Here is a 22,580-nt window from a genome sequence, read left to right on the forward strand (position 1 = left end):
CAGCATGGTTCCGATCTCTCTGTTCGTCTGGATCATCCTCGAAGTCACCGTCTACCTGGCCATCGGCCGTTACTTCATGCATCTCGACTGGCCGCTGGCCATCGTCGGCGCCTTCAACTGCGTGCTCGGCCTGCGTTTCTGGATGAACGCCGTGACCTGGTACTACGGCATGACCTACGCCTCGCCGGCGCCGCCGCTGGGCTTCGCCAAGCGCCTCGCGATCATGGTCGGCGAATACTTCGCCTTCCTGTTCACCTTCCTGGTGGTGATCCCCTTCGAACCGCTGTGGATGCCGGCAGACCGGCTGCCGAGCGGGCGCCATCCGATCCTGCTCGTCCATGGCTATGGTGTCAGCCGCGGCGTCTGGTGGCTGCTGCGCCGCCGCCTGGAAGCCGTCGGCCATACCGTCGCCACGGTCAGCCTGGTGCCGCCCTACACCAGCATCGGCAAGCTGGTGCCGCAACTGCATCAGCGCATCGAGGAAGTCTGCGCCGCTACCGGCAGCAAGCAGCTCACCCTGGTCGCCCACAGCATGGGCGGCCTGGTCTGCCGCTCCTATCTGGCTCGCCATGGCATTGCCCGGGTCGCCAAGCTGATTACCCTGGCCGCGCCGCATGGCGGCTCCGCCATGGCCCGCATCGGCCTCGGCCAGAACGCCCGCGAAATGGAACCGGGGTCGCTCTGGCTGCGCGACATGGCCAGCGAAGGCCTGAAGATTCCCGCCGTCGCCCTGCGCAATCCCTACGACAATTACTCGATGCCGCAGGACAATCAGCGCCTGCCCGGCGCGCAGGATGTCGAACTTCCGGCGATCGGCCACATCGCGATGCTTTATGATGGACGGGTTGCCAATCTCGTCCTCGACTCCTGCCGCGACGAAAAACGAAAAACGCCATGAACATCCCCGCCATCGCCCACGCCCAAGCCCGGGACATGCTTCAATTCATCGACGCCAGCCCGAGTCCCTGGCATGCCGTCGAAACCTGCGCCGCCCGTCTGCAAGCCGCCGGTTTCAGCCGCCTGGAAGAAACCGAGCGCTGGACGCTGGCCGCCGGCAGCCGCCATTACGTCGTGCGCGGCGGTTCGTCGATCATTGCCTTCATCGTCGGCAGCCGGCCGGCGGCCGACACCGGCCTGCGCCTGATCGGCGCCCACACCGACTCGCCGGGCCTGCGCCTCAAGCCAAAGCCGGCCGAGGACGCCGCCGGCATGATCCGGCTCGGCGTCGAAGTCTATGGCGGCCCTATCCTCGCCACCTTCGCCGACCGCGACCTGGCGCTGGCCGGCCGGGTCAATGTCCGGATGGCGGACGGCTTCGAAAGCCGCCTGGTGCGTTTCGACGAGCCGCTGCTGCGCTTGCCCAACCTCGCCATCCACATGAACCGCGAGGTCAATGAAAACGGCCTCAAGTTCAACAAGCAGACCGAACTGCCGCTGCTACTCGGCGTTTCCCAGGAAGACAGCAAGGCCGAGGCGCGTTTCCGCCAGCCAATCGCCGAGGCCCTCGGGGTCGATGCCGGCGACCTGCTGACCTGGGAACTGAACGCCTACGACACACAAAAAGGCACGCTCTGGGGTGTCGACCGCGAGTTCGTCGCCGACAGCCAGCTCGACAACCTGGCCTCCTGCCATGCCGCGCTAAGCGCCCTGCTCGCCACCGAAACCCCGGCCGCGACCTGCCTGTGCGCCTTCTTCGACCATGAGGAAGTCGGCAGCGAGAGCGCCACCGGCGCTGGTGGCAGCTTTGTCGCCGACCTCATCGCCCGCCTCGCCGCCGGCACCGGGCTCGACGCCGAAGACCAGCGCCGCGTGCTGGCCAAGAGCTTCTTCATCAGCGCCGACATGGCCCACGCCTGGCATCCGAATTTCCCGGCCGCCTACGAGCCCTGCCACCGGGTGCTGGTCAACGCCGGCCCGGTGATCAAGAGCAACGCCAACCAGCGCTACAGCACCAGCGCCGACAGCGCGGCGCGCTTCATGGCGCTCTGCGAGAAGGCCGGCGTGCCCTGCCAGCAGTATGCCCACCGCACCGACCTCGGCTGCGGCAGCACCATCGGCCCGATCGTCGCCTCGCGGCTGGGTATCGCCAGTGTCGATGTCGGCTCGCCGATGTGGGCCATGCACAGCATTCGCGAAAGCGCCGGCGTCCTCGACCACAACTACATGATCGCCGCATTGACGGCAGCTTTCACGGAGTGACACGATGAACGAATTGATGGCATTTCTACTAGGCAGCGCGGTGATCCTCTGGTGGTCGCGCAAATCGCTGGCCATGCCCGGCGGGCATGGCTTTTACCGCTTCTTCGCCTGGGAAGCCATCCTCGGGCTGATCGTGCTGAACTACGAACCCTGGGGCAACGATCCCTCGTCGATCCACCAGATGACTTCCTGGGTGCTGATGGTGCTCAGCATCCTGCTCGTCCAGCAGGGCATGAGCGCCCTGACCAGCCAGGGCAAGGCCAGCGCGCAGCGCGCCGACTCGACGCTTTACGAATTCGAGAAAACCACCGCCCTGGTGACAAGCGGCATCTACGGCTACATCCGTCACCCGATGTATGCTTCGCTGTTGGCCCTGGCCTGGGGGGCCTATTTCCAGAATCCGTCCTGGCCCGGCACCGCCGTCGCCATCATCGCCTCGCTCTCGCTGTACCTCACCGCCAAGGCCGACGAACAGGAATGCCTGGCCTATTTCGGCGAGGCTTACGCCGCCTACATGCAACGCACCCGGCGCTTCATTCCCGGCCTCTTCTAGTACCAGCCTCTGGGTCCGTGGTACCAGGCTAGCCGGAAGCCCCCGCCCTCAGGCGCCGCGCAGGCGCAGGGCGTTGCCGACGACGCTGACCGACGACAGGCTCATCGCCGCCGCCGCGATCATCGGCGACAGCACCAGCCCGAAGAAGGGGTAGAGGATGCCAGCTGCGACCGGCACCCCGAGGGCGTTGTAGATGAAGGCGAAGGCCAGGTTCTGGCGCATGTTGCCGACCGTTGCGGCGGACAGCAGGCGGGCGCGGGCTATGCCGCTCAGGTCGCCCTTGACCAGCGTGACCTGGGCACTGTTCATGGCGACATCGGTGCCGGTCCCCATCGCGATGCCGACATCCGCCCGGGCCAGGGCCGGGGCGTCGTTGATGCCGTCGCCGGCCATGGCCACCACCCTGCCCTCTCGCTGCAGGCTTTCGACCAGCGCCAGCTTGTCGGCCGGCTTGACCTCGCCATGCACCTCGTCGATACCCAGGCTGGCACCGACCGCCCGGGCGGTGGTCAGGCCGTCGCCGGTGGCCATCACGATGCGCAGCCCGGCCTGGCGCAGGATGGTCAGCGCCTCGTGGGTACTCGCCTTGATCGGATCGGCGACGACCAGCAGCCCGAGCAGGCGGCCGTCGGCTGCCAGATACATGACGCTGGTGCCGTTTTGGCGCAGGGTTTCCGCCTCCCCGGCGAGGGCGCCGAGAGCGACGCCGTCCGCCGCCATCAGCGCGCCGTTGCCAAGCGCCAGGCGCTGGCCGCCGACCTGCCCGCGCACACCGCTGCCGGTCGCCGATTCGAACTGTTCGGCCTTGTCCAGGGCCAGCCCGCGTTCGCGGGCGGCGCGGACGATGGCGTCGGCCAGCGGATGCTCGCTGCCCTGGTCGAGACTGGCGGCTAGGCGCAGCACCTCGTCCTCGCCAACACCGGGCGCTGCCACCGCACGTTCGAAGGCCGGGCGGCCTTCGGTCAGGGTGCCGGTCTTGTCCACGATCAGGGTATCCACGTCACGCAGCCGTTCGATGGCCGCCGCGTCGCGGAACAGGATGCCCTGCGTCGCCGCCTTGCCGGTGGCGACCATGATCGACATTGGCGTGGCCAGACCCAGGGCGCAGGGACAGGCGATGATCAGCACCGAGACGCCGTTGATCAGGCCGAAGACCCAGCCCTGCTCGCCACCGAACACGCCCCAAGCGAAAAAGCTGGTCAGTGCGACGGCGACCACGACGACCACGAAATAGCCGGCCACGACATCGGCCAGCCGCTGCATCGGCGCCTTCGAGCGCTGGGCTTGGGCGACCATGTGGACGATCTGGGCGAGCACCGTCTGGGCGCCGACCTGCTCGGCACGAATCACCAGGCTGCCAGTGGTGTTCATCGTCGCGCCGATCACCTGGTCACCGGGGCGTTTGCTCACTGGTAGCGGTTCGCCGGTGAGCATCGCTTCATCGACGGCGCTGGCGCCTTCGAGCACCGCGCCATCGACCGGCACTTTCTCTCCGGGGCGCACGCGCAGGGTATCGCCGACATGGACATGGGTCAGCGGCACATCCTCCTCCGTGCCGTCGGGATTGATCCGGCGGGCGGTTTTCGGGGCGAGACCGAGCAGGGACTTGATGGCGGCCGAGGTCTGCGCCCGGGCGCGCAGTTCGAGCATCTGGCCGAGCAGGGTCAGCGAGATGATGACCGCCGCCGCTTCGAAATAGACGCCGATCCGGCCATGAGCGACGAAGGATGACGGAAACAGGCCGGGAGCCAGCGCCGCCACGATGCTGTAACTGAAAGCCGCCCCGGTGCCGAGGCCGATCAGGGTCCACATATTGGGGCTACGGTGGACCAGCGACTGCCAGCCGCGCACGAAGAACGGCGCCCCGGCCCAGAGCACGATAGGCAGGGTGAACAGCAGTTCGCCCCAGGTGCGCACCGCCGGCGACAGACCTTCCAGCCGGTGCCCGGCCATCGCCAGGACGACCACGATCACGGTCAGCGGCAGGCTGACCCAGAAGCGGCGGCGAAAATCCCGGTACTCGGTGTTGTCCTCGTCCTGGTCAAGATCGGGCAGCAGCGGTTCGAGGGCCATGCCGCACTTGGGACAGGTACCGGGGCCGATCTGCCGGATTTCCGGGTGCATCGGGCAGGTGTACTCGGCTCCCGGAACGGCGACCTCTTCCGGCTTGGGCGCCAGGTAGCGCGCTGGTTCGGCATCGAATTTCGTCTTGCATTTGGCGCTGCAAAAGCGGTAATCAACACCGTCGAGTTCGGAAGCATGCGGCGAATCGGGCTTTACCGTCATGCCGCACACGGGATCGATGAAAGCCTGAACTTCGGGATGAGGTACCGGATGTTCGTGTTCCACGATCGCCTCCTAGTTCTCACTGCCGCGGTCCAGCCGCCACTGTTTGACCAGCGCGTAGATGGCGGGAATCACCGCCAGGGTCAGCACGGTCGATGAAATCATGCCGCCGACCATCGGCGCCGCGATCCGGCTCATCACTTCCGAGCCGGTACCGGTGCCCCACAGGATGGGCAGCAGGCCGGCCATGATCGCGGTCACCGTCATCATCTTCGGTCGTACCCGTTCGACGGCGCCTTCCATGACCGCGGCGTAGAGATCGGCCGTGGTCGGCGGCTTGCCCTCGGCGATGCGCCGCTCGCGGATTGCCGTCCACGCGTGGTCGAGATAGATCAGCATGATCACTCCGGTTTCCGCCGCCACCCCGGCCAGCGCGATGAAGCCGACGGCGGCGGCGACCGACAGGTTGTAGCCCAGCCACCACATCAGCCAGATGCCGCCGACCAGCGCGAAGGGAACCGAAAGCATGACGATCAGCGTTTCGGTCAGGCGCCGGAAGTTCATGTAGAGCAGCAGGAAGATGATCAACAGCGTCACCGGCACGACAATCTTTAGTTTCTCGATGGCACGTTCCATGTACTCGAACTGGCCGCTCCAGGTGGCATAGGTGCCGGGCGTGAATTTGACCTGCTCGTTGACCGCCTTCCTGGCATCGGCGACGTAGGAGCCGATGTCGCGGTCGCGGATGTCGACGTAGATGTAGGCCGAGAGCAGCGCGTTTTCGGTGCGGATGGCCGGGGCGCCGGTAGTGATCTTGACTTCGGCGACCTGGCCGAGCGGCACCATGCTGGCCGCGCCGCCCATTTCGGCCGGCACCGGGACCAGGACCTCGCGGGCGATGGCCTGCGGATCGCTGCGCAGGTCGCGCGGGTAGCGCACGGTGACGCCGAAGCGCTCGCGGCCTTCGACGGTAGTGGTGACCATTTCGCCACCCAGCGCCGCCGCCACGACATCCATGACCTCGCCGACGGTCAGGCCGTAGCGGGCCAGGGCCAGGCGGTCGGGAACGATGTCGAGGTAGAAGCCGCCGGTGATGCGTTCGGCGAAAGCGCTGCTGGTGCCCGGCACGGTCTTGACCACGCTTTCGATTTCCTTGGCCAGGCGTTCCATCTCGACCAGATCGGTGCCAAAGACCTTGATCCCGATCGGTGTCCGGATGCCGGTGGACAGCATGTCGATGCGCGCCTTGATCGGCATCGTCCACGAATTGGCGACGCCGGGGAACTGCAGCGCCTTGTCCATCTCGGCGATCAGCTTGTCGGTAGTCAGGCCCGGGCGCCACTCCGATTCCGGCTTGAGGTTGATCACCGTCTCAAACATTTCCAGCGGCGCCGGATCGGTCGCGGTCTGCGCCCGGCCCGCCTTGCCGAACACCGAGGCGACTTCCGGGAAGCTCTTGATGATCTTGTCCTGGGTCTGCAGCAGTTCGGCCGCCTTGGTCACCGACAGGCCGGGCAAAGTCGTCGGCATGTAGAACAGCGTGCCTTCATTCAGGGTCGGCATGAATTCCGACCCCAAGCGGCTGGCCGGGATGATGCTGATCGCCAGCACGATCACAGCGGCGGCGATGGTCGCCTTTTTCCACTGCATGACGCCGGCGATGATCGGCCGGTAAAGGCGGATCAACATGCGGTTGACCGGGTTCTCGGCTTCCGGCCGGATGTGGCCGCGAATGAAGAGCAGCATCAGCACGGGCACCAGCGTCACCGACAGGAAGGCGGCGGCGGCCATGGCGAAGGTCTTGGTCCACGCCAGCGGCGCGAACAGACGGCCTTCCTGGGCTTCGAGCGTGAACACCGGCAGGAAGGAAACGGTGATGATCAGCAGGCTGAAGAACAGCGCCGGGCCGACTTCCTTGCACGCCGCGATCATCGCCTCGCTGCGCGACTCGCCGGGTTTGAGCCGCTCCAGATGCTTGTGGGCGTTCTCGATCATCACAATGGCAGCGTCGATCATCGCCCCGACGGCGATCGCGATGCCGCCCAGGCTCATGATGTTGGCGTTGACGCCAATCGCGCGCATGCCGATGAAGGCGGCCAGGATGCCGACCGGCAGCATAATGATGGCGACCAGCGCTGAGCGCAGGTGGAGCAGGAAAACGACGCAGACCAGCGCGACGATCAGGCTTTCCTCGGCCAGCGTGCGTTTCAGGGTGTCGATGGCGCGGTGGATCAGTTCCGAGCGGTCATAGACGGTCTGGATGCTGACGCCCTCAGGCAGCCCGGCGCTGATTTCGGCGACCTTGGCCTTCAGGTTGTGGATCACCTCCAGGGCGTTCTGGCCGTAACGCGCCATGGCGATGCCGGAAACCACTTCGCCTTCGCCATTCAGCTCAGTGATGCCGCGCCGTTCGTCGGCGACCAGTTCGACTCGGCCGATGTCGGCGACACGCACCGGCGTACCGTTCTGGGCCTTGAGCACAAGATTCTCGATGTCGCCCTTGCCACGCAGATAGCCGCGGCCGCGCACCATGTATTCGGTCTCGGCCATCTCCAGCGTGCGCCCGCCGACGTCGCGATTGGAGTTGCGGATCACCTCGGTGACCCGCATCAGCGGGATGCCGTAGGTTTTCAGCCTGATCGGATCGACGGTGACCTGATATTGCTGCACGAAACCGCCGATGCTCGCCACTTCGGCGACGCCAGGCGCTTTCGCCAGCTGGTAGCGCAGGTACCAGTCCTGCAAGGTGCGCAGTTCGGCCAGTGTCTTGTTCTTGGCCAGCACGGCGTACTGGTAGACCCAGCCGACCCCGGTGGCGTCCGGGCCGAGCGTTGGACTGACGCCCTTGGGCAGCTTGCCGGACACCGAATTGACATACTCCAGCACCCGCGAACGCGCCCAGTAGATGTCGGTGCCGTCTTCGAAGATGACATAGACGAAGGACGCGCCGAAGAAGGAAAAGCCGCGGACGACCTTTGATTTCGGCACCGAGAGCAGCGCCGTAGACAGCGGATAAGTCACCTGGTCCTCGACCACTTGCGGGGCCTGGCCGGGGAATTCGGTGTACAGGATGACCTGTACGTCGGAGAGGTCGGGGATGGCGTCGAGCGGGGTTTTCAGGATCGACCAGATGCCGCCGATGATGACGAATAGCGTGGCGAGGAGGACCAGGAAGCGGTTTTTGGCGGACCAGCTGATTAAGGCATTAAGCATGGGTGGCTTTCTGTGGCGTCACCTTGGGGGCTTTGTAATTGGCTTGGGGTTCCGCCTTGCGGGCGGGCGTACTTTCTTTTGCTTCGCCAAAAGAAAGTAGCCAAAGAAAAGGCGACCCCTGGGTCGGTGCCCGCTGCGCGGGTTCCCTGTGCTACTCGGTCAGCCGGGCGGCTGGCTAAACTCGCCTGCGGCTCAGACAACGCCAGCCGAAATTCCCCGGCGCTTCTGCGTTGCTCGGCACCTCTCAAGGGGCCCGGAAAAACGAGCCGGGCTGAACGGCCTGCCCGGTCATTCCCGCGCAAGCGGGAATCCATGCTGGGGACTGGACTCCCGCCTGCGCGGGAGTGACAGCGGTCGGGACCTGGCTCGGTTTTGCCTTTCGGGTCCCCGTGTGCAGCGCCGAGCAACGGAGCTGCTGGCGGATAAAGGGCGAGGACTGTCTGAGGGCCGTAGGCCCGAGTTCCGCAGCCCCCGCCAGTAGCGAGTAGCGCAGGGAAGTCGGCGCAGCCGACCGCGAAACCCGGGGTCGCCTTTTCTTTGGCTACTTTCTTTTGGCGAAGCAAAAGAAAGTACGCCCGCCAACAAGGCGGAAACCCAAGCTCATTCAAGGGGCCCCTCATTTCTTCACCACAGAGGTAACCACCCATTCCCCCGCCTGCCGCTCAACAAACTCAAACTCAACCGCAGCCCCCGGCTTCAACCCAGCCACCAGCGAAGGATTCGCCAACACAAAATCCATCTTCATCGCCGGCCAGTTCAAGCTAGCCACCGGCCCGTGGCTGATCGTGACGCCACCGGTCGCCGCATCGACAGCAGTCAACGTCCCCTCCGCCTTGTGCCCAACACCCGCTGGCTTGGCAACAGCAGGCTCCGCCGCCTGCATCCCCCCAACGCCGCCTTCAGGTTGCTTTCCGCATCGATCAGGAAGTTGGCCGAAGTAACCACCATCTCCCCCTCCTTCACCCCCTCCAGCACCTGCACGAATTCCCCGCCGCGCGCCCCGAGCTTGACCGGGCGCGGCTCGAACCTTCCTTCGCCAAGCTGGACGATAACCACCTGCCGCTTGCCGGTATCGATCACCGCCGAATTGGGCACGGTAATAACCGAAGCCGCGTCGGCCACCGGAATATCAACCTCGGCGAACATCGCCGGCTTCAGACGCCCCTTGGGATTGGCCAGCTCGATACGCACCGGCACCGTCCGTGTTTCCGCCTTCAGGGTCGGATAGACGTAGGCGATACGGCCCTCGAAGACCTCGCCGGGATAGGCGTTGATGCGGATCTTCGCCTTCTGCCCGACGCTGACCGCGGCGATGTCCTGCTCGAATACATCGGCCTGGACCCAGACTGCTGAGATATCGGCAATCTGGAACAGCATTTCGCCGGGCATGAAGCGCATGCCCTGCACCGCCTTCTTCTCGGTGACGATGCCGGCTACCGGCGAACGGAAGCTCAATGTCCGCTTGGCGTTACCGGATTTGGCCAACGCCTTGACCTGTTCCTCGGAAATATCCCAGTTCTTCAACCGTTGCAGGCTGGATTCGGCCAGTTGCTTCATCGCCGACTGCGCGTCGCCGCCGGCGGCGCCGAGCTGGCCGACGCCCTGCGCGGCAATCGCGTATTCGCGCTGGGCCGAGACCAGTTCCGGGCTATAGACCTCGAACAGCGCCTGGCCGCGGCCGACCGGCTGGCCGGTGGTATTGACGTAGAGGCGTTCGATGTAGCCCTCGAATTTGGCAGTCACCGTGTAGGTGCGGCTTTCGTCGATTTCGACGCGGCCGCTGGCGCGCACGCTTTTATCCAGGACCTGCAGTTTCGCCGGCTCGCTCTTGACGCCCAGTTTCTGGATTTTCTCGGCGCTGATCTTCAGGCCGCTGTCACTTTCTGCGTCACCCTCGTAGACCGCGATGTAGTCCATACCCATCGGGTCCTTCTTCGGCGTCGGCGAAGTGTCGGGCAGGCCCATCGGGTTGCGGTAATAGAGCAGCTTCCTGGCCGGCTGCGCGGCGCTCGTCTCGGCCGTCGCCTGCGGCGCCGCATCGCCCGGCGGGCGGGCGAACTGGTAGCCGGCAAAACCGCCGGCAGCAAGGGCAAGGGCAACAACAATCAGGGTGGGGCCAGTTTTCACAGGTCTTCTCCGAGCAGGCGTTCGATGTCGGCCAGCCGCATCTGCTGGCTGGCCTGGGCGCGCAATAGCGCAAGGCGGGCGTTGCGGATCTGGCGCTGGGCGTCGAGCAGCGTGGCGAAATCCACCTTGCCGTTCTCGTAACCGGCGAGCGCCGATCTGAAAGTCAGTTCGGCCTGCGGCAGCAGGCGGTCGCGGGTGATCTGCTCGGTCGTGCGCGCTGCATCCAGATTGGCCAGCGCGCCGCCCAGTTCGCCCAGCAGGCGATGGCCCACGGCTTCCTTGCGGGCGGCAGCGGCTTCCAGCATGCGTTCGCTCTCGCGCTCCTGACTGCGCCGGGTGCCCTGCTGCAGTGGCAGGTTCATTTCCAGCATCAGGCTCCAGGCATCCACCCGGTTCTGCACCTGCATCGGGGCGACGCCCAGCGTCAGGTCGGGATAGCGATTGCGGTAGGCCAGTTCGCGGCTCTTTTCGGCCCCGCCGACGCGGGCGGCTTCGATCGCCAGCTGGGGATTCCTGGCCTGCAGGCGTTCGACCAGCGCCGCTTCGTCGAGCCGCGCCGGAATCGGCCGCAAAGTGGCCGGTTCGGCCAGCGTCGAAGCGATCGGGCGGGCCAGCATGGCGTTGATGAAGACCATCAAGTGGTGGTACTCGGTTTCCATGCCGACCAGTTCGGTATCCATCGTGCTGCGCTCGACCTGGGCGCGGATAGCGTCCTGCTGGGCGGCCAGGCCACCGGCGTAGCGCACCTGGGCAACCTGTTCCAGGTGGCGGGTCAGCTCGATATTCTCGCGGGTCAGTTGCAGTGCCTGGCGGGTCAGCCAGTATTGCGCATAGAGGTTCTTGATGCGGGCGGCGACTTCACTCCAGGCGTCGGCGGCCCGGCCGCTCGCCTGCTCGGCTTCGGCGCTGGCGACGTCGCGCCTCAGGTCGCGCTTGCCCCAGAACGGTAGCGGCTGCATCAGCGTGTACTTGGTGTCGCCGACCTGCGAAGGCGACAGGGTTGCGCTCTGGCTGCCGTTGCGGGTGATGTTTTCCAGCTCGATACGCAACACCGGATCGGGCAGCGCCCCGGCCGGCTGGATACGCTCGCGGGCCGCCTCGGCCTCGAGCCGTACCATGCGCAGATCCGGGCTACCTTCGCGGGCGGCGGCGAGCAGCGATTCGACACTGGCGCCGGGCAGCGGCTCGGCCGCCCGGGCGGGCAACGCGGCGACGAGCAGCAGGACCATGAGCAGCGGAAGTTTCATCGCGTCGGCTCTCTTAGTGATGATGGCGCTTGCCATCCTTATGGATGTGCTCGCCTTGGACCTCGGCGGGCGCCGCGGGCACCGGGACCGGGGCGGAGACGGCGGCCGGCAGCTGCACTTCGGGAGGGGGAGGAGGACTGGCAAAGGCGGCCGGCGAGACGCCGACGCCATGGCGAAACACCATCTCGCCGCCCAACCAGCCGGTAACGCAAAGGCCACCGGAGATCAGCAGCATGGCCGGCAACAGCCCCCCGTGTACCGCCTTGTCGGCGCGTTGGCGCAAACCATCCCACAGGGCAAGCAGCACCAGGCCGAGCATACTGGCCATTGCCCAGTTGCGATGCTGCAGCATGACCCGATGGCCGGCGGCATCGTGCTCGACGGTCAGGTAGGCCTGCCAGCCGAGGGCCGCGGCCAGCAAGGCAGCGCCTGCGGCAAGCGCCAGCAGCAGACGGGCGCTTGCGACAAGCGTCGGGTTGGCCGGGCGCAGACGGCCGGCGAGCAGAAGCAGCGTCGCGGTCAGCGCCAGGGCGATCGGAAAATGGACGGCAACCGGGTGCCAGTTGGGCAAAACTTCAGGCATCGCGGGAGCCCTTACTTCGCCAACTCGTAACGGCTGACGATGGCATTGCCAGCTTTCATCTCGGCGGCGAAGCGGATCTTGTCACCGGCCTTCAGCTTGTTCAGCCAGCTCTTGTCGGTGACCCCGAAGCTCATGGTCATCGGCGGCATGCCGATGCTGTCGAGCTGGCCGTGCTGGATGACGACCTCGCTGGCCGTCTTGTCGACCTTCTTGACCGTACCCTCGGTCAGCGGTGCGGCCTTGGCAGCCGCTGCCGGCGGGCTGGCGTGATGGTCGTGCTGGGCGAAGGCAGGTAGGCTGAGGGCAAAAAGAAGGGAAAAAATCAGGCGCATGACGAAATCCTCGGTTAATTGACAGCTGCATTGTGGTTGTCCGTGGTCGACGCGTCCCTGACGGGAAGATTACAAACTCGTAATCTGCGGATAAAGGGGTTCGTGGAAGGCCGATCTGTAACCGTGCCCACTGTGCCATTCATCAGTACCCCCAGTTCTCGTGCCTGACCGGCAAGTGGTTCAGGGCATCCCGCAAATGCTTCCACTGGGGCATGAACAGATCCATCAGGGCCGAGAAGCGTGCGTTATGGGTCGGCTCCAGCAAGTGCGTCATTTCGTGTACCACGATGTATTCCAGACACTCCGGCGGTTTCTTGGCGAGGTCGGTGTTGAGGCGGATGGCGCGGCTCTCGGGGTTGCAGCTCCCCCACCGTGTTTTCATGCGCTGCACGAAAACACGCCCAACCTGGACGCCCATCACAGCCTCCCACTTGGCGATCAACTCGGGCAATACAGTGCGGATTTGCTCGCGATATTGCCGGCGCGGTCGATCCGGTCACCCAGGTAGCGGTAGTGCAATTCGTCGCGAAGGAGCGCCATAACGCGCTCCTTTATGGCGCGTTCCGGCTGGCTGATGCTGTTTCACTTCAGCACCTCCCAATGCCCGCCCTTGGCCGAGCCAATGCGATTCAAGCAGCCAAGCTGCCTTCAGTTTGGCCAGGTTGTCTCGAATATGCCGATCTGTTCGGCCAGCTCCCGAGCCAATAGGCGATTGTTCTGCAATATCACAGTCAGGATGCGTGGCTGATTGTCACTCAGCTTTATCGCGAGGCGTGCCGGATACGCTCGGAAGGTCAGCATCAGTCCGGACATGTTGAAGTCATCGCCGGGTAGCTTTCTTTCATGGATGGCAAATCCCGGCGACTTTAAATGACTGCATCAAACCTCAGATTGCGGGTCAGCCGCATCGGCGAAATCAAGATTGCCTTGTGGGGCGAGCGGTGGCCAGTTGCCGGCAGCTTTGCGCTCCTCAAACCAGCGGTGCATCGCGGCATCTTCCACGGCGTATTCGCCCCGGGCAGATTTCCAGACTAGCGCCGGCATGCGCTGGCGCAAGGCTTCCAGAGCATTCTGCGCGCGCTGGGCGCTGACCGGTCCGCCGGTCTGTTCGCGGTAAAACTTCAATGCGGCCGAATCATAGGGCCGAAAGCGCGGCCCCTGTTCCAGCATGCGCCACAACACCGCCTGTTCCAGCGGCTTGAGGCCCAGGAAATCGGATTCCATCTGCGCTTCATCGTCGCGCTGGCGCTGCTGTGCAGCCTCCAGCATGGCCGGCTCGAAACGCCCGGTGATTGCGGATAACGGGCTCAGCACCAAGCCCAAGGATTCCATGAAAAACTGCGGACGGTTGCCGAAACCCTCGAAGGCCGCCTGCAGCACCGTGCAATCCACCGGACGCAACTCCGGTCGTTGAGCTTCGATCAGCGCGCCGATATGGGCGATGAAGTCTGGCCCCAGCGGCGGCATGCGCTGGATTTGCGAACCGTAGAAAGGGGCGGCGTTGCTGTTCACCAGGCGCAGCAACTTGTCGCGATCCGAGCCGGACATCACCAGCATCAGATTGACCTCGCCGGGGCGGTTCAACTGGTCGCGCGCCGACTTCAGCGCCGACATGGCGTTCTCACCCGCCTCGCTGGTCAGCGCGTGCTGTGCTTCATCAATGATCAGCGCCACCGGCTGGCCGGCGGTTTCGTGCAGGGCGCGCAAGGCATCGACCAGGGTCAGCCCATCGAGCTTGCCGATCTTGCTGGTATCGATTTGCAGCCAGCCGGCCAGGCTCACTTTCTCCAGCCCGGCTTTTTTCGCGGCCTTGGCCACTACGCCCAGATGCGGCAGTAAAGCCCGGCCAATCGCCTCGGCGATCAGCGCACCGGGATCGCGCGCCGCATCGGCCCACAGATCGACATACACCACTGTGACACCAGCCCGTTCCAGCGCCGGACGCAAATCGCCCTGCAAAAAAGTGGATTTGCCGGTACGGCGGGGCGCGGCGAGAAAGAGGCCGTTATGGGCATCGCTAAAACCGGCCTTGCCTTGCAGGGCGGTTACCAGCTCGTCAGCCAACGGGGTACGAGGGTAGGAGATCATCGCTTTATGCCTTTTTATCTCAAAAACGATAATTTATCGCCATTCAGATAAAAGTCAATAAAGCGGAGTGAGCCGCTCAAACCAGCCTCAAAATTCGTCTTGACCAACGACCATCCCTGCTCAGCCAAAGAGTCCAGCAAAATCTATTTTGTTCAATGCGTTGCATGAACAAAGCGACAAGTATTTTTCAGGAAACGACGGGCATTTTCCTGAAAAAAAAGCCGTCGAGCGCAGCATTTTTCCGGCCCCTGCCCGAAGCGGCGGCCCAGCTCCCGAGGGCATCCATGCCGCCGCGCAGGGCATCGCAGGACGCCCAGAGACGAGAATAAAGCTCGGATTTCTTGATGGTCATTGTTCTGGTGTCGCCGTAAACGGCTTGCTTACATGATTTTGTTGTGAGGGCTCGGCCGCGCTGTTGTCGTACTCCGCCGATGCCTGCGCTTTTCGGCCCCTGCCGAAATTGGGCGGCGCCCGCCCGCCCGCCAAGCCAAGCCAAGCCAAGCCAAGCCAAGCCAAGCCAAGCCAAGCCAAGCGTCGAATGCTAACGCAAAGTCAGGCTCATTCCTTGGCCGGCCTGCCGGATTCTCCTGACAAGCCGGCGGCCCCTCGGGCAAAATGCGGCCATGAAGATCCTCATCGTCGAAGACGAGCCGAAAACCGGCGACTACCTGAAACAGGGGCTGGGCGAAGCCGGCTTCACGGCCGACCTGGTGCGCAACGGCCTGGACGGCATGCACGAAGGACTGGCCGGCGACTACGATCTGCTGATCCTCGATGTCAATCTGCCCGGCCTCGACGGCTGGCAGGTGCTGAAAGCCTTGCGCGCCGCCGGGCGCGACCTGCCGGTGCTCTTCCTGACCGCGCGCGACCAGGTCGAGGACCGGGTCAAGGGCCTGGACCTGGGGGCCGACGATTATCTGGTCAAACCTTTTGCCTTCTCCGAACTGCTGGCCCGCGTCCGCACCTTGCTGCGCCGGGGGCGAAGCAAGGAGACGGAAAACCTCAGCCTCGCCGATCTCGAACTTGACGTTCTGAAACGCCGGGCCCATCGCGCCGGGCGCCGGATCGACCTGACCGCCAAGGAATTTTCCCTGCTCGAACTTTTCCTGCGCCGCCAGGGCGAGGTGCTGTCGCGCAGCTTCATCGCCTCGCAGGTCTGGGACATGAATTTCGACTCCGACACCAACGTCGTCGAGGTCGCCATCCGCCGCCTGCGCGCCAAGGTCGACGACGAGTTCACGCCAAAGCTGATCCACACCCTGCGCGGCATGGGTTATGTCATGGAAATCCGCTGATGCTCCCGCCCTGGCACAACTCGATCACGGTTCGCCTGTCGCTGGCCTTCGCGCTGCTGGCAACGCTGGTTTTCGCGGCGCTGGGCGTCTACCTGGGGGGCTCGGCCGATGCCCACATGACCGAACTGGATGCCCACGAACTGCATGGCAAGCTGACCCTGGTCCGCCATGTCGGCACGCAGGAAACGACCCCGCAGAGCATGGGCCAGCGCCTGGGCGATGCCCTGGTCGGCGAGCACGGGCTGATTGTCGCGGTCGATGGCGACAGCGGCAGCATTTTCCGCTGGCCGGCCGACGGCTTGGCCGGAGAACTTGCGGCGATACCCAATATCGGCGAAACACCGGTCCGCCTGAACATCAACGGCCGTGATTTCCGGATCGTAGCCGGGACGCTGACCACGGCCTGGGGCCAGACGGCGCGCATCGTGGTTGCCCGCGACATCCGCCATCACACGGCTTTTCTCGATCAGCTGCAACGCGATTTCTGGCTGGCCTTGCTGGCCGCCGCCCTGCTCACGGTGGCGGTCGGCATCCTGATCGCCCGCCGGGGCATGGCACCGGTCCGCGACATCGCCCATGCCGCCGGTCGCATCTCAGCCGGCCAACTGTCCGAGCGCATCCCGGAGAACGATGTGCCGCTGGAACTGGCCGAACTGGTCACCGCCTTCAACGCCATGCTCGGGCGCCTGGAGGAGTCGTTCAATCGCCTGTCGGACTTCTCGGGCAACCTGGCACATGAGCTGCGCACGCCGCTGCATACCCTGCGCATGCAGACCGAGGTGTCGCTGGGCAAACTGCGCAGCGTCGATGAATACCGCGACCTGCTGGCCTCCAACCTCGAGGAATACGAGCGGCTGTCGCGAATCATCGCCGACATGCTGTTCCTGGCCAAGGCCGACAACGGCCTGGTCATGCCACAGAAGGAGTCGGTCGAACTGCGCGAGCTGTGCCGGCACCTGCTTGAGTATTACGGCATCCTCGCCGAGCACCTGAGCCTGAAGCTGGACGGCGAAAACCTCAGCGTCCAGGGTGACCGCCTGATGCTGCAGCGCGCCATCGGCAACCTGCTGGTCAATGCCATCGGCCACACCCCGCCGAATGGACGCGTCACCCTGGTCATCGGCCAGCAGGACGGCATGGCCGTGGTCAGCATCAGCAACACCGGCGCACCGATTCCGGCCGACGCCCTGCTCCGGATCTTCGACCGTTTTGTCCGCCTCGACCCGGGGGGCGAGGGCAGCGGCCTGGGGCTGGCCATCACCCGATCGATCGTGCTGGCGCACGGCGGCAACATTGCCGCCAGCAGTTCGGAGCGGGCCACCGTGTTCACCATCCGCCTGCCGCTCAATCCGGCAACCGTCGCCGTTTAAGCGCGCCTTAAGTTTCAACTAATCTCGCCTTAAGACTCGCTCTCTACACTCCTTCTCCATGAACTACTCAAGGAGAACGATGATGAGAGCCCTTCCCGCCCTGTGTCTGTTGCTGGCCAGCACCGCCGGCTACGCCGAAACGCCGCAGCAGATTCGTCAGACCTATGTCGCCGAGGCCACCGCCCAGCAGGCTGGCTTCGCCCCTTCCGCCAAGCGCGGCGAGGCATTTTTCCGGCAGCGTTTCACGATCAGCGACAAGATGCCGGGCTGTACCAGCTGCCATACCGACAACCCGATGCAGGCCGGCCAGCACGCGGTGACAGGGAAATCCATCCGCCCCCTGGCCGTGGCCGCCAATACCGAACGGATCAGCGATCCGGCCAAGGTCGAAAAATGGTTCGGCCGCAACTGCAAGGAAGTCGTCGGTCGCGCCTGTACGCCGGGCGAAAAGGCCGACTTCGTCGCTTTCGTCAGCGAGGTGCGCTGAGATGAAACGCCCTGTTCTGACCACACTCCTGACCCTGCTCCTGGCTACCGCCCTGCCCGCCCTGGCCGACCGCATGCCGCTGCCGGCCAATACACCAACCAGTTTCAAGGACGAATGCGGCAGTTGCCATATGGCCTTCCAGCCGGCTCTGCTTTCGGCCACCGACTGGCAGCGCACGATGGCCTCCCTGAAGGATCACTTCGGCACCGATGCCACGCTCGACCCCAAGACCGAGCAGGAAATCGGCGCCTTTCTCCAGCGTAACGCCGGCAATGCCTGGAAGCTCGGCGCCGGCGGCGAGCCGCCGCGCATCACCCGGACCGAGCGCTTCATCCGCAAGCACCGCGAGGTCGCCCCCCGCTACTGGAGCGATCCGCGAATCAAGACTGCAGCCAACTGCGAGTCCTGCCACAAGGGCGCCGCCCAGGGCAATTTCAGCGAACACGACATCGCCATTCGCGAACTGCGGAGATAGACCATGAAAAAGATACTCGTCTGGGACTGGCCGGTACGCCTCGGCCACTGGCTAATGGTCGGCGGTTTCTGCATCGCCTGGCTGACCGGCGACAGCGAAACCTTCCGCCTGGTTCACGTTGCGGCCGGCGCCACCGTGCTCGGCGTCGCCACCTTCCGCCTGCCCTGGGGCTTCATCGGCACGCGCTATGCCCGCTTCGTCGATTTCGTCCGCGGTCCGACCGCCGTCAAGGACTACCTCGGCAGCCTGCTCAAGCTGGAGCCGACGCCTCACGTCGGCCACAACCCGGCCGGCGGCTGGGCCATCGTGCTGCTGCTCGGCCTCGGCATCCTGACCGGCTTCGCCGGCTGGGCCATCTATAACGACATTGGAGGCCATACGCTCGAAGAACTGCATGAAGGACTGGCAGCCGCGATGCTGACGGTGGTTTTTGTGCACCTCGCCGGCGTCTTGTCCGGCAGCCTGCTGCATGGCGAGAACCTGGTGCGCGCCATGCTCACCGGGCGTAAGCAAGGCAGTGTCGAAAGTGCCATCCCCTCGGCCCGGCCGCTGGCCGCCGTGCTTCTGCTGGCCTGGGTCGCCGCCGCCGGCTGGTTCATCGCAAGCTGATAGAATCAGACCATGCGCATTCTGCTTGTCGAAGACGATCCCGAACTGGGCGACGGCCTGACCGTCGGCCTTCGCCTGTCCGGCTTCGCGGTCGACTGGGTCCGTGACGGCAACGCGGCCGATCAGGCCCTGCAGTCGGAGACCTTCGATCTGCTGGTGCTCGATCTCGGTCTGCCCCGCCTGTCCGGCATGGAAGTCCTGAAGCGCGCCCGCGGCCGCGGCCAGACCGTGCCGATCCTCATCCTGACCGCGCGCGATGCGCTCGGCGACAAGGTTTCCGGGCTCGACGCCGGGGCCGACGACTATCTGGTCAAGCCGATCGATCTCGACGAGCTGACCGCCCGCATCCGCGCCCTGACCCGGCGCAGTGCCGGCCGCGCCGCGCCGCTGCTGACCCACGGCGAGGTCGTGCTCGACCCGGCCGCCCACAGCGTGACCCTGGCCGGCCAGCCGGTCGAGCTCTCCAGCCGCGAGTTCTCGCTGCTCCAGATGCTGCTCGAAAGTGCCGGCCGGGTACTGACCCGCAGCCAGCTCGAGCAGTCGATGTACGGCTGGCGCGACGAGCCGGACAGCAACGCCCTCGAAGTCCATATCCACCACCTGCGCAAGAAGCTGGGCAGCGACCTGATCCGCACGCTGCGCGGCGTTGGCTACACGATCGCCAAGTGACGACCGTCTGGTTCTCGCTGCGCCGCCGCCTGCTTGCTCTCTTGCTCGGCGGGGTAGCCGCAGCCTGGCTGGTGACCATGGTCTTCAGCTACATCGATGCCCACCATGAGGTCGATGAACTGTTCGACGCCCAGCTCGGCCAGGCGGCGCAAACCCTGCTCGCCCTGTCCAGCCACGAAGAAGGCGACGACATCGAGGATCTCGGCGACGTCACCCACAAGTACCAGCGCCGGCTGCGCTTCCAGATCTGGCACGCCGACGGCAAGCTGCTGCTACGCTCGAAGAATGCCCCCGAAACCCCGCTGACGACAACCGCCGGTTTCTCCGAAACGCGCGACCGCGAGGGTCGCTGGCGGCATTTCAGCCAGTGGAACGAGGACCGCAGCCTGCAGGTCCAGGTCAGCGAAAACCACCACATCCGCGACGATCTGATCGGCCACATCGCCTGGCGCCTGCTCTTGCCGGCCCTCTTCGGCCTGCCGCTGATCGGCCTCTGGGTCTGGCTGGCCACCCGCCAGGGTCAGGCCTCGCTCGATGGCATTGCGCGCCAGATCGCCAGCCGTGCCCCGCAACAGTTGCAGCCGCTGACCCCGGCTTCCGCCCCTGAGGAAATCCGGACCATGCTCGAAGCGCTGAATGGTCTATTTCAGCGGGTCGATACGGCTCTCGAAGCCGAACGCCGGTTTACCGCCGATGCCGCCCACGAACTGCGCACCCCGCTCGCCGCTCTCCAGGCTCAGTTGCAGGTCGCCCAGCGCGCCCGTGACAACGACGAGCGCGACCGTTCGCTGAACCAGCTGCAGAGCGGCCTGACCCGGGCCTCCCACCTGGTCGACCAGATGCTGCAACTGGCCCGCCTCGACCCCGAGTCCGGCCTGCCCGACCCGCAGCCGGTCGACCTGGCCGGCCAGGCGGAAGCGGTCTGCGCCGATCTCGGCCCGCAGATCCTCGGCAAAAACATCGATTTTGACCTTGAAGCCAACAGCGGCAGCACAGTGATTGGCCAGACCGAATGGCTGCGGGTCCTGATCCGCAATCTGGTCGACAATGCCGTCCGCTATACGCCGGAGGGCGGCCAGGTCCGCGTCCAGCTTACGCGCAGCGATGGCCGCTGCCAGCTGACGGTCAGCGACAGCGGCTCGGGCATCCCGGCCGCGGAGCGGGAGACGGTTCTGCGCCGCTTTCACCGGCTCGACCAGGGCGGGCAGCCGGGCAGCGGCCTTGGCCTGGCCATCGTCGCCCGGATCGCCGAACTCCATGGCGCCCAACTTGAACTCGGCCAGCCGGCAACCGGCTCCGGCCTACTGGTGACCGTGCGTTGGCCGGCGGGTCCGCGCAGCTGATCCGCCAGGTGCCCCATTCCCGGGCATCGCGCACCACGAAGGGTCGTCGCCGGCGATGCGCCCCCCGACAAGCGACCAAAACCGGCGAATAATCAACAAACTGGCAATCAGGCAAGCAAGCGCACGACTTTTGCTTCAGACTATCCTGTCGCCTACAAGCAAAGATGTTGTCCATGAATACTGTGTATCGCCTGGACCGGGCCGCCAGCAACGACGCAAGCCCGCCAGAGGGCACCCGCCGGCTGATCGATGGCCAGGAACGCGTGCTCTACGATGGTTACTGGATCAAGACCTACCCGGTTCCTGCCGATTCGCTGGACGCCAAGAAACGGCTGATCGAGGCCCTGACCCGCCGCCTGTTCAATCACACCGAACACGGCCTGAATATTCCCGGCACCCGGCTCGCCGAAGCCCGTCAGACCTACGAGGCGGAGAACGATCCCGGCCGCCGCCGCGTCAAGGCCGCGATGCTGGCCGGCACGCTGTTCAACCGGGCAACCGACATCTTCCGCAAACTGGTCGAACTGCAGGGCGACGGCATTGAGATCCGCAGCGACGACGCGCTGATGCGCGAATGCGGCCAATGCCTGCTCGAAGCCATGGAGCTCGGCCATTTTGTCCTGCATCGCAGCGGCGAGGAAGGAATCGACGAATTGTGGGGCGAACCCTTCCGCGCCTTCTCGATACCGGTCGAGGATTTCTACGAAAGCCGCTACATCAAGATCGGCCAGAGCATGCGCGACATCGACCGAATCGCCGATGCGATGGTTGCCACCTTCGCCCAGATTCCGCCGTTTGCGGATATCGAAAAGCCGATCCGCGAATTCGCCCTGGCCGCCAAGATCAAGACCGAAACCCTGCGCACCGATCCCGACATTTTCGAGGTCTGGCCGCAACTGGTCACCGCGGCCGAGCGTCTGGCCAACCACGCCCCGAATCCAACCCTGGTCGATGGTGGCGAGGGACCGGTGCACAACATTTCCGATGGCCTGCTACTGATCCGCAACGGTCGCGACCTGGTCTTCTACATAACTCGCGCCCGGACGCCGATGCCGAAAAGTACGCGCGAATACATCGAACGCTGCGCAACCTACCTGGGCACCGGCTTCGTGCCGCTGATGCCGTCACCGCTGCCGGCCTGAACCGACGCTGAAGCTCAGCGCCCTTCCCGCAGCCGGCGCAAGACGTCGGCTTCGAGAACCTGGGTATCGGTCCCGAAGCAGCCGAAGGCCTGAATTTCCTCGATCTCGGGCACCACCTCGCTGCCCTCCAACCCACCGGCGAGCGAATGCCCGTCAGCCAGCGCCTTCAACTGGGCCAGCTGAATTTCCGGCTCGGACAGCCCGCAATTGATGTCGGCGGGGAGTTCTGCACCCAACTCGATCAGAGCCCGCACCACTTCAGTCCGTCCGCCACGCATCGCCATGCTCAGCGGCGAGGTCGGTAGCCGGTTATCCGGCAGATTGACCGCCGCGCCGCGCCCAACCAGTTCGCGCACGATATCGACAAAGCCCATGAAGCAGGCAATGCCCATCGGCAGGCCCGGGTCACCCTGACCGTCCGCCAGTTCAACCTCCGCCCCGGCATCCAACGCCGCCCGGACCTCGGTCAGCTTGCCGGAACGAATCGCCTTGATCAAAACCGGCTGCGAACTCATCGCATGCTCCTGAAATTATCTGTATTCGTCTCTGTCATGACCCCATG

Annotated in this window: 22 protein-coding genes; 12 read left to right on the forward strand and 10 right to left on the reverse strand. The window is 65.1% G+C overall.

What is annotated here, in order from left to right:
• Positions 1 to 4: 4 nt before the first annotated feature.
• Genes NQE15_RS17080 through NQE15_RS17090 form a run of 3 tightly spaced genes read left to right on the forward strand, consistent with a single transcriptional unit; the run spans position 5 to position 2,752 of the window.
• Entirely contained in the window at positions 5 to 898 is an 894-nt protein-coding gene (locus tag NQE15_RS17080; protein ID WP_265942998.1) for an esterase/lipase family protein, read from the forward strand.
• Positions 895 to 2,199, forward strand: a complete 1,305-nt coding sequence (locus NQE15_RS17085) for a M18 family aminopeptidase (protein ID WP_265943000.1) — start codon at positions 895 to 897, stop codon at positions 2,197 to 2,199. Before NQE15_RS17080 ends, NQE15_RS17085 begins: the two co-directional genes overlap by 4 nt.
• A 16-nt stretch (positions 2,200 to 2,215) precedes the next feature.
• Positions 2,216 to 2,752, forward strand: coding sequence for a methyltransferase family protein (locus tag NQE15_RS17090; protein ID WP_265943002.1), 537 nt, complete (start codon positions 2,216 to 2,218; stop codon positions 2,750 to 2,752).
• Positions 2,753 to 2,800: 48 nt separating this feature from the next.
• Here the strand turns inward: NQE15_RS17090 and NQE15_RS17095 are convergent, their stop codons facing one another.
• From NQE15_RS17095 to NQE15_RS17130, 9 genes are all read right to left on the reverse strand, one after another.
• On the reverse strand, positions 2,801 to 5,038 hold the full coding sequence (locus NQE15_RS17095) for a heavy metal translocating P-type ATPase (protein WP_416336547.1): 2,238 nt from the start codon (positions 5,036 to 5,038) through the stop codon (positions 2,801 to 2,803).
• Between the two features lie 72 nt (positions 5,039 to 5,110).
• A complete protein-coding gene (locus tag NQE15_RS17100; RefSeq protein WP_265943006.1) occupies positions 5,111 to 8,251 on the reverse strand; it encodes an efflux RND transporter permease subunit in 3,141 nt (1,046 codons plus the stop codon).
• 616 nt (positions 8,252 to 8,867) lie between these two features.
• On the reverse strand, positions 8,868 to 9,071 hold the full coding sequence (locus NQE15_RS23915; protein WP_323054904.1) for a copper-binding protein: 204 nt from the start codon (positions 9,069 to 9,071) through the stop codon (positions 8,868 to 8,870).
• Positions 9,068 to 10,378, reverse strand: a complete 1,311-nt coding sequence (locus NQE15_RS17105) for an efflux RND transporter periplasmic adaptor subunit (protein ID WP_323054905.1) — start codon at positions 10,376 to 10,378, stop codon at positions 9,068 to 9,070. The genes NQE15_RS23915 and NQE15_RS17105 overlap by 4 nt, the downstream gene beginning before the upstream one ends.
• On the reverse strand, positions 10,375 to 11,625 hold the full coding sequence (locus NQE15_RS17110) for a TolC family protein (RefSeq protein ID WP_265943008.1): 1,251 nt from the start codon (positions 11,623 to 11,625) through the stop codon (positions 10,375 to 10,377). The genes NQE15_RS17105 and NQE15_RS17110 overlap by 4 nt, the downstream gene beginning before the upstream one ends.
• Positions 11,626 to 11,638: 13 nt before the next feature.
• Positions 11,639 to 12,208 (reverse strand): DUF2231 domain-containing protein, encoded by a 570-nt coding sequence (locus NQE15_RS17115; protein ID WP_265943010.1) that lies wholly within the window; start codon positions 12,206 to 12,208, stop codon positions 11,639 to 11,641.
• Positions 12,209 to 12,219: 11 nt separating this feature from the next.
• A complete protein-coding gene (locus tag NQE15_RS17120; protein ID WP_265943012.1) occupies positions 12,220 to 12,540 on the reverse strand; it encodes a copper-binding protein in 321 nt (106 codons plus the stop codon).
• A gap of 142 nt (positions 12,541 to 12,682) precedes the next feature.
• Positions 12,683 to 12,991: a M48 family metallopeptidase gene (locus NQE15_RS17125; RefSeq protein ID WP_323054906.1), complete on the reverse strand. Its 309-nt coding sequence runs from the start codon at positions 12,989 to 12,991 to the stop codon at positions 12,683 to 12,685.
• A 428-nt stretch (positions 12,992 to 13,419) separates the two neighbouring features.
• Positions 13,420 to 14,628 (reverse strand): ATP-binding protein, encoded by a 1,209-nt coding sequence (locus NQE15_RS17130; RefSeq protein WP_265943014.1) that lies wholly within the window; start codon positions 14,626 to 14,628, stop codon positions 13,420 to 13,422.
• Positions 14,629 to 14,776: 148 nt separating this feature from the next.
• On the opposite strand from NQE15_RS17130, the gene NQE15_RS17135 reads away from it, so the two are divergent.
• The 9 genes from NQE15_RS17135 to NQE15_RS17175 all read left to right on the forward strand — a co-directional run bounded on the left by NQE15_RS17135 (position 14,777) and on the right by NQE15_RS17175 (position 22,018).
• On the forward strand, positions 14,777 to 15,016 hold the full coding sequence (locus NQE15_RS17135; RefSeq protein ID WP_265943016.1) for a hypothetical protein: 240 nt from the start codon (positions 14,777 to 14,779) through the stop codon (positions 15,014 to 15,016).
• 235 nt (positions 15,017 to 15,251) lie between these two features.
• Positions 15,252 to 15,923: a heavy metal response regulator transcription factor gene (locus tag NQE15_RS17140; protein ID WP_265943018.1), complete on the forward strand. Its 672-nt coding sequence runs from the start codon at positions 15,252 to 15,254 to the stop codon at positions 15,921 to 15,923.
• On the forward strand, positions 15,923 to 17,293 hold the full coding sequence (locus NQE15_RS17145; RefSeq protein ID WP_265943020.1) for a heavy metal sensor histidine kinase: 1,371 nt from the start codon (positions 15,923 to 15,925) through the stop codon (positions 17,291 to 17,293). The genes NQE15_RS17140 and NQE15_RS17145 overlap by 1 nt, the downstream gene beginning before the upstream one ends.
• A gap of 82 nt (positions 17,294 to 17,375) precedes the next feature.
• A complete protein-coding gene (locus NQE15_RS17150) occupies positions 17,376 to 17,780 on the forward strand; it encodes a DUF1924 domain-containing protein (RefSeq protein ID WP_265943022.1) in 405 nt (134 codons plus the stop codon).
• A gap of 1 nt (position 17,781) precedes the next feature.
• Positions 17,782 to 18,255, forward strand: coding sequence for a diheme cytochrome c (locus NQE15_RS17155; protein WP_265943024.1), 474 nt, complete (start codon positions 17,782 to 17,784; stop codon positions 18,253 to 18,255).
• Between the two features lie 3 nt (positions 18,256 to 18,258).
• Positions 18,259 to 18,864 carry a cytochrome b/b6 domain-containing protein gene (locus NQE15_RS17160; protein ID WP_265943026.1) on the forward strand — a complete coding sequence of 202 codons (606 nt, stop codon included), beginning with the start codon at positions 18,259 to 18,261 and terminating at the stop codon, positions 18,862 to 18,864.
• A 12-nt stretch (positions 18,865 to 18,876) separates the two neighbouring features.
• Positions 18,877 to 19,533, forward strand: a complete 657-nt coding sequence (locus NQE15_RS17165; protein ID WP_265943028.1) for a response regulator — start codon at positions 18,877 to 18,879, stop codon at positions 19,531 to 19,533.
• Positions 19,530 to 20,876 carry an ATP-binding protein gene (locus NQE15_RS17170; protein WP_265943030.1) on the forward strand — a complete coding sequence of 449 codons (1,347 nt, stop codon included), beginning with the start codon at positions 19,530 to 19,532 and terminating at the stop codon, positions 20,874 to 20,876. Before NQE15_RS17165 ends, NQE15_RS17170 begins: the two co-directional genes overlap by 4 nt.
• 173 nt (positions 20,877 to 21,049) lie before the next feature.
• Positions 21,050 to 22,018: a hypothetical protein gene (locus NQE15_RS17175; RefSeq protein WP_265943032.1), complete on the forward strand. Its 969-nt coding sequence runs from the start codon at positions 21,050 to 21,052 to the stop codon at positions 22,016 to 22,018.
• A 14-nt stretch (positions 22,019 to 22,032) separates the two neighbouring features.
• Here the strand turns inward: NQE15_RS17175 and NQE15_RS17180 are convergent, their stop codons facing one another.
• Positions 22,033 to 22,533: an ankyrin repeat domain-containing protein gene (locus NQE15_RS17180; RefSeq protein WP_265943034.1), complete on the reverse strand. Its 501-nt coding sequence runs from the start codon at positions 22,531 to 22,533 to the stop codon at positions 22,033 to 22,035.
• Positions 22,534 to 22,580 lie beyond the last annotated feature (47 nt).

Source organism: Dechloromonas sp. A34, from assembly GCF_026261605.1.
In the GTDB taxonomy this organism is placed as follows: Bacteria; Pseudomonadota; Gammaproteobacteria; order Burkholderiales; family Rhodocyclaceae; genus Azonexus.